At 44.2% G+C, this 6,842-nt stretch carries 6 protein-coding genes; 3 read left to right on the forward strand and 3 right to left on the reverse strand.

Features of this window, described 5'->3' with window-relative positions; all coding sequences use genetic code 11:
• Window positions 1-181: 181 nt before the first annotated feature.
• The 3 genes from ACO4PX_RS07615 to ACO4PX_RS07625 form a co-directional block, all read right to left on the reverse strand.
• Window positions 182-1,588, reverse strand: coding sequence for an N-acetylmuramoyl-L-alanine amidase family protein (locus ACO4PX_RS07615; RefSeq protein ID WP_485572173.1), 1,407 nt, complete (start codon window positions 1,586-1,588; stop codon window positions 182-184).
• A 21-nt stretch (window positions 1,589-1,609) separates the two neighbouring features.
• A complete protein-coding gene (locus ACO4PX_RS07620) occupies window positions 1,610-1,945 on the reverse strand; it encodes an EscU/YscU/HrcU family type III secretion system export apparatus switch protein (protein WP_007157565.1) in 336 nt (111 codons plus the stop codon).
• Window positions 1,946-2,096: 151 nt separating this feature from the next.
• Entirely contained in the window at window positions 2,097-3,500 is a 1,404-nt protein-coding gene (locus tag ACO4PX_RS07625; RefSeq protein ID WP_485572174.1) for a hypothetical protein, read from the reverse strand.
• A gap of 214 nt (window positions 3,501-3,714) precedes the next feature.
• On the opposite strand from ACO4PX_RS07625, the gene ACO4PX_RS07630 reads away from it, so the two are divergent.
• From ACO4PX_RS07630 to ACO4PX_RS07640, 3 genes are all read left to right on the forward strand, one after another.
• Window positions 3,715-4,026: a flagellar biosynthesis anti-sigma factor FlgM gene (locus ACO4PX_RS07630; protein ID WP_007157568.1), complete on the forward strand. Its 312-nt coding sequence runs from the start codon at window positions 3,715-3,717 to the stop codon at window positions 4,024-4,026.
• Between the two features lie 15 nt (window positions 4,027-4,041).
• Entirely contained in the window at window positions 4,042-4,476 is a 435-nt protein-coding gene (locus tag ACO4PX_RS07635; RefSeq protein ID WP_040649250.1) for a flagellar protein FlgN, read from the forward strand.
• Between the two features lie 98 nt (window positions 4,477-4,574).
• On the forward strand, window positions 4,575-6,359 hold the full coding sequence (locus ACO4PX_RS07640; protein ID WP_007157570.1) for a flagellar hook-associated protein FlgK: 1,785 nt from the start codon (window positions 4,575-4,577) through the stop codon (window positions 6,357-6,359).
• Window positions 6,360-6,842: the final 483 nt, after the last annotated feature.

Consider the following 6,842-nt stretch of genomic DNA (forward strand, 5'->3'; position numbering starts at 1 on the left):
TCTTCCAATTACCATAATACTTCTTTTTCGGAAAATACACAATTCTATTTCCTTAATTATCAGCAAAAAAGTTCATTTTTTGCAAAATATGATTTTCCCAAAAACCTTTGATTGGGGCATAAAGATGATATGAGCTAAAATAATGATATGAGCTAAAACAATGATTCGACAAAATATCCCTTTATCTTCCAAATTCTCCCTGCAGGAAAATGCCGTCTGCATTTAAAGGAAAACCGCCCACAGAGGTATTTTTCAGCATTTCTCCGCTCTCCTCTTGGAAATAGCGCCAATCTCCGTCGATTTTCTGCCAACCGGTTTCCATGGCTCCATTGCTGTTTAAATAATAGGTCTTTTCATTTCTGGTCAAGAAGCCGGTAAACATTACTCCCAATAAACTATTGTCCAGTTCATTGCAGTAATACCATCTTCCCTGCCAGAACAGCCAGCCGGTGTGCATTTTTCCATCTGCTTCAAAATAATAATATCTGCCCTGGATGACTCTCCAGTCTCCGGCAAATAATTCTCCTGCCACTTGACCGTTGGCGGCCTCCGTCTCCGGAATCAGATAATACCACTGATCCTGATCCTTCACCCAGCCCACAGCCATGGCTCCGCTTTCCTGGAAGAAATACCATTTGTCCTGGATTTTCTGCCAGCCCTTTACCATCTTGCCGTCCGGCTGGAAATAGTACCAGTATCCGTCAATTTTCCCCCAGCCCTTATAGAGCTCTCCACTGGGCAGGCGGAAAATATAGCTTCCGTCCGTTTCTTCCCAGCCGATTTTTTTCTCCGTTCCCGCTTGAACCTTCTCTCCTTCTTTTCCTTTACCGTCCGAAACATCTCTGTCTCGAATTTGTAAATCGGAGGATTCGGTATATCCGCCGCCTCTGGCATATTTTCTTTCCTTGGCATCCTTCACCAGGGTTTTTACCTTCACCATGTAACGTCCGGCCTTTGTCATATAAGGATAAAAATTATACTGATTTCCGGAAAGCTTTTCTATTTCGTGAATTCTGGTACCGTCTCGAAAAAGTTGAACCGAATAAACGCCGGAATCCACTTCTCCCGGTTGCCAACGAACAGATCCCAGGCTTTTCTCATTCCAGTCCACGGAAACCGGGGCGTCATAGGCTCCTTCCACGGCCTTCATTTTCAAAGTCAAAACCAGATCGTCACCCTCTCTTTTGGCGGAAACATAATATCCTCCCGTAATATGGAAGGAGCTGGCCCGATAGGAAGCCAGAAAATAATTACTTGTCACATCGGTGGGGCTTAGGGTAAGCAGTAATTCCAATTCCTCTCCTACCTTTACGGTGGACTTATTCTGCCCTCCCCACTCTGCGGCAGTAATAGTAAAAAGAGAACTCTTTCCCTTTACGGTTACCTCATGCTTTTGAATTTCAGCCTTTTCGATTAAAATTTCTCCGGGACTGTCTCCGGACTCAAGCTTTGAGTAAATCTGAATATGAATACTGTTAATCGGTTTAGAAGCGGCAAAGCTCACTACTCCGCTAAAATACAAGAAAAAAAGGCATAGTCCTAAGAGAGCTATCCCTTTTTCCAAAAAATGCAAAAATTTATCCTTCATGATTACTCCTCTTCTTAGAAACTAAGAAGAGAGATTGTTTTTCCGTTCTTCCCTTCTTCGTTCCCGTTCTGCCCGATCCTTCTCCGGATCCCCGGTAAAGCCGAGGAAATAGATATAGATCTCCACTATCGCCTGAAACAATTCCTCAGGAATTTCTGCTCCCAGTTTCATTTGGGTAAGAAGAGAAGCCAAACTGTCGTCCTCATAGACGGGGACGCCTGACTTCATTGCGGTTTCCGTGATTTTTTCCGCCATGTGGCCCATACCGGCCGCCACAATCATAGGGGCGCCGTTTTTCTCATTATCATACTTTAAGGCTGCCGCCTTTTTCTCCATTATCTTACTAAAGTCTGCCACTTTCTCTCCTTTATTCCTGAAGATAGTATTCTATCGACAGTTTTTTCTTCCTTGAAAAGGACCTTTCCTTAACAAAATCCTTACACTTAAATTTACGACTCATAACAAATAAGGCTCGATAATCCTTCCTTGAAGTTTACTCTACTTTGCTTTAAATCCTTACGTTTAAGCCCTTCTCCGCTTCCTTTATCTCCGGGAAAACTTCCTGAATCCGGAAGTCTCTGGTCTTCTGGTATACCCCAAGATTCGCTACGGAAAGCCCGTTTCTTCTTAAGATATGGGAAAGTACATCCTCCACATCCTTCTGCTTATCCATAAGCTCCTCCGGCATAAAGAGCTGTAAATCCACTCGCATGTCGGAAATACCGGAAATGATTTCAAAATTTCCCAGGCTTTGAATGTTGAACTTCAAAAGCATCTTGGTCAGCTTTCCGCCGGCACCGTCCTTTGCTTCCTGCTCCACCCACATCTCGCTCATCACATCCTTGTCATCGTAACGGAAGGGCATCACCAAATGTTGCAGGGGCATATATACACTTTCATTGACCAGCAAACCGTGCAAAACTTCCTGGAAATGGGAAATATTTTCCGTTCCCGCCTTTCCTTCCGCACCGGCCTTTAAAAAATCCGTAAAGAGCTTGGGGAAGGCATTGTCCTCCTGCCCTTTAACCTGATCTACGAGTTCCTTAAATGCTTCCTCCGGATTTCCCTTAAACAAAAGACGGAAGTCAGGATTATTCATCAAAGCATCCTTTTGCTTTGCCAAAAGCTCCTCGGAGCCGTTTTCATACTTAACCGCATACAAAATAAACATCACCACCGCATTTCTCACTGCCCCGTAGTCATGGGTTCTGGAAATGTAGTTGGACATGAAAGGAATAATCTGATTATTAATTAAGGAAGTATTCTCCTCCGTCTTTCCCGGCTCAGCCTGAAAATTAAGCTGGGACAGCAGGTCCTCAAACTCTCCCTGAAAGGAGGGAAGCAGCATCTTATCAATATCTCCCGCAATGGTTTCCATCTGTTGCAGAAAATGTCCGGAAGACGCGAAGTCGTTATAGGTCTTTCCGAAATTCAAAATCGCATTCTTTAAGGAAGGGGAAATATTGCTGCTTAACATTCCTCTTAAATTATTAAAGAGATTTCCGGAAAATTTGATCTGGGCCTTCTGCTGATCCTGTAAAAATGCTTTCAAATCCTCAGGGCTTTCCATCTCCATAGAAGAGAAAAGCTCCTCCATTACCTGACCGATTTCGCCCTTTTCCTGGGAAAGCGCCAGAGCGCCGTCACCAAAAAGCACCGTCTCCAATACTTTAGGAAGATTCGCCGTTTGAGAAAGCTCCTTTAAAAAGGCGGCATAGTTCCCTTCAAAATCTACGCCGGAAAAGCTTCCCTCTCCGGTAGCGGTGCCGGTTTGTCCGGTATTCTGACCGTCTGCACGATTCACCGTACCCGGGGAAACCGGATTCTTTATAGAAGGATCTTGCGATATTCTCTGATTAATCGATGGATCCGGGGTAATCGGGGAAGAACTTACCTGTAAAATGTTTGCCATTTTCCCTCCTTGGATGTAAAATAAAATGATTTCAAAAAAATTGCAATTTTAATGGACTATTCCTTATATCGACCAAAAACCCGCCGATATAGTAGAGGAAGAAGGGGTTTCATTCATAAAATTTTTCTTGTGAAGGGAAGTATACCCCAAGAGTTTCTGATATGCAAGGAAGAAACTTGGAGCCATTTAACGGGAAAACCCAGGAGGACAAAAAATGAACTTTTCTATCAGACCTGATTTTAACACTCGAGTAGATTATCAAACTCGTCAGGCAGCACTACCACAGAAGCCGGTAGACCAGGTAGAAGCTACACAGAAAGCGGATGTAGACAGATTGTCCCTTTCTAAGGGAAACGTTGTAGACGACAGAAGCTTTGCAGCAGCTTTGTCTAAAGCTACCAACGACTCTCTTCGCGTAAGTGCCTCTGACAAAAGAGTAGCAGAACTTCATCAGCAAGTTCAGGCAGGAACCTATCGTCCTAATGCACAGCGTATCGCTGAGAAGATGTTAGGATATAAAGATTAATACAGAGGAAGAATGATGAATATTTCCAACAGAGAAAAGTGGGAACAGCTCCTGCCCGTATTTTCGGAGCTTTCCTCTCTTGTTTCTGCTTTATGTGACTTGGAGGATTCCTTAACTGTCTCCGCATCTAAAAATGATTTGGAGGAGTTAACCCGACTGGTCAGTGAAGCACAACCCACTCTGCTTCGTTTTCGAGGCCTAGAGCAAAAAAGAGTAAAGTTACAGAAAGAATGTGGATTTGCCCCTCGTTCCATGACGGAATTTCTCACAGGGATTCCGGAAGAATTGCGGGAGGATTGGGAGAATCCAATTGCAGATCTTCAGAATAATCTGAGACGCTTTATACATTCCAGAGAAAACGCCGATAGAATATTACAGGTTCGCATCAGCGACATTTCCCAGCAGCTTCAGGGACAGCCTGAAGTATCTTTCCGGGATAGAAGGGTGTAAGACTCTTCTCTTCCGGAGGGGAATGAACCTTAAGGCGTATTTTTTTTCGCCTATTTTTAGAAGTCTTAAATTTTAACAACCTTTTTTAGGAGGACACTATGGTAAGAGCAACCTTTTCCGGCTTTGATACAGCCCTTTCCGCACTGCGGATGAATCAGAAAAAATTAGATGTAGTTGGGCATAACTTAGCCAATATGAATACTGAGGGCTATACTCGTCAAGAGCTAAAGACCTCCTCTATTAACTATGAAAACCCAACCTCCTTTTACATGAATTCCAATGATGTAAATGTAGGCTTCGGTGTGGCCATGGATGAAGTACGCCAGTTAAGAGACCAGTTTTTGGACGGACAATACCGTACCCAAAACGGAAAATCCTCTTATAACGAGTCTATCGGAGAATCCTTGAAGTCTCTTTCTCTGTTTTTGGATGAGACCAAGGTAAATGGAATCCGTTCCTCCTTTGACGACATTCAGCGTTCCTTAACCAATATGCAGGACCCTTCCAAGGTGCAGGACCCTGTTTATGAAGGCGAGTTAATGTCCAGAGTGCAGGCTATGACAACTCTGATGAACTCTGCTGCGGAGAGCATTCACCAGGCAGAAAAGAATGAGTTCCATAAGATTGACGGAACCAACACCTCCGAAAACGGTGCAATCCAGAAGATTAACTCTTTGGTTAGCGATATCGGAGACTTAAACAATCGAATCAAAAAGAATCAGCTTTTAGGGAACCCTGCATTAGAGTTACAGGATCAGAGAAACTTAAAGCTGGATGAGCTTTCCAAGTATGTTCCTATCGAAGTGGAGCATTTCTCCGAGGAATACAGCTCTCCTACCCCTCCCACAACCCGTTATCGTATCTATAACTACGATTCCGCAGGAAATGTAAAGGGACGTTCCGACTGGCCGGAGGATGTAAGAGTAAACCTTGTTTACCGTGACAGCAGTGCCGGAAACGGAACGGAAGTAAAGAAAATCACCCTGGTTAACGGTGCTATTGATGCAGATCTTCAGGATGCCAGCGGAAAGCACAACAACGTAGGTAAGGTAGAGCTTGCAGCAGGAAGCATTGACGCACCTTTGAATACCAAGTTGAAGTTTACCGGCTTCCAGAAGAGAGGTGCGGCAGCAGATACCTTTACTACAGATACCAAGGACGTTCGTTTCTCCTCCGGATCCGTACAGGCCAGCCTGGATATGCTTTCCACCTCCGATGTGCGTGCTTTGGTACGAGGTGGAGGAACCATTAACCTGGCTGACTTAAAGGCCAGCAATGAAATGAATTCCTACAGCTATGATTTCTATATGGGAAAACTGGACCTTTTGGCAGAGACCTTTACCAAGAACATGAACGAGGTAAATAAAAAGGGTAACACCAACTATGCCGGCGTAACCAACCCCAACCATGTCTTAATGATTAACAAGGATAATGCCGGTGGAAACGATCCCAGCAATGTTACCGCAGCCAACATCGGAATTTCCAGAGGCTGGGTAAACGGAACCACCCATATCGGAACCAACGGCTTTAGAAACGGTGCTTCTGCTACCAATCGAGGAGATACCACCGATACTGTTTTGGAAATGTTGGAGCAGATGACCTCTCCTATGATGAAGATGAACAACACCAAAACCAACTATGCGGATTACATGAACAATGTATCCACTACTTTAGCCACCGATTCCTATGCCAATAAAAATGCACAGGAAATCAACAAGGCGGTATTGGAGGGAATCAACAATTCCAGAGATCAGCTTTCCGGAGTCAGCTTGGACGAAGAGGCGGCAAACATGATGACCTACTCCTCTTCCTACAATGCAGCGGCAAGACTGATGACCACATTGAATGATACCTTGGAAACCTTACTGGCTATCGGACGATAAGAAAATACGGGAGCTATAAATGGCTCCCGTATTTTTATGTCAAAGGAACTATAAAAAAATGAATATATGGATTCTAAGCAATATAGGTCTAAAACAGGGGTAGCCTGAGCCCGCCGGTACTTACTGAACGTCAGCGAAGGGAAGGACTGTAGAAATTAATAGGACGAAGCGAATGAAGGAGTGTGGGTCTGTAAGAAGGGCAATTTGAGCCCATTAGTGTTTACAGAATACCAATGAAGGGAAGGACTGTAGAAATTAATAAGACGAAGCGAATGAAGCAGTATAGGTCTGTAATAGGGGCAATCTGAGCCCGCCGGTACTTACTGAAAGCGAGCAAAGCGAAGCTCGAAGTTAGTACCGTAAGGACAGACTTTTCATTAGAAAAGTCGTCCTGATGCAGACCAACTTCCGAAGGAAGTTGCTTTGCAAAGCAAAGTGAGCAGTGGTTAACATAAACCACTGCTCAGTCAAGGCGAGGTTAGC

This window comes from Oribacterium sp., assembly GCF_057249185.1.

Excerpts from the sequence above, each read along its gene's own strand:
- ACO4PX_RS07640 (WP_007157570.1), top strand. The coding sequence starts at position 4,575 with ATGGTAAGAGCAACCTTTTCCGGCTTTGATACAGCCCTTTCCGCACTG.
- ACO4PX_RS07635 (WP_040649250.1), top strand. The coding sequence starts at position 4,042 with ATGAATATTTCCAACAGAGAAAAGTGGGAACAGCTCCTGCCCGTATTT.
- ACO4PX_RS07630 (WP_007157568.1), top strand. The coding sequence starts at position 3,715 with ATGAACTTTTCTATCAGACCTGATTTTAACACTCGAGTAGATTATCAA.
- ACO4PX_RS07615 (WP_485572173.1), bottom strand. The coding sequence starts at position 1,588 with ATGAAGGATAAATTTTTGCATTTTTTGGAAAAAGGGATAGCTCTCTTA.
- ACO4PX_RS07625 (WP_485572174.1), bottom strand. The coding sequence starts at position 3,500 with ATGGCAAACATTTTACAGGTAAGTTCTTCCCCGATTACCCCGGATCCA.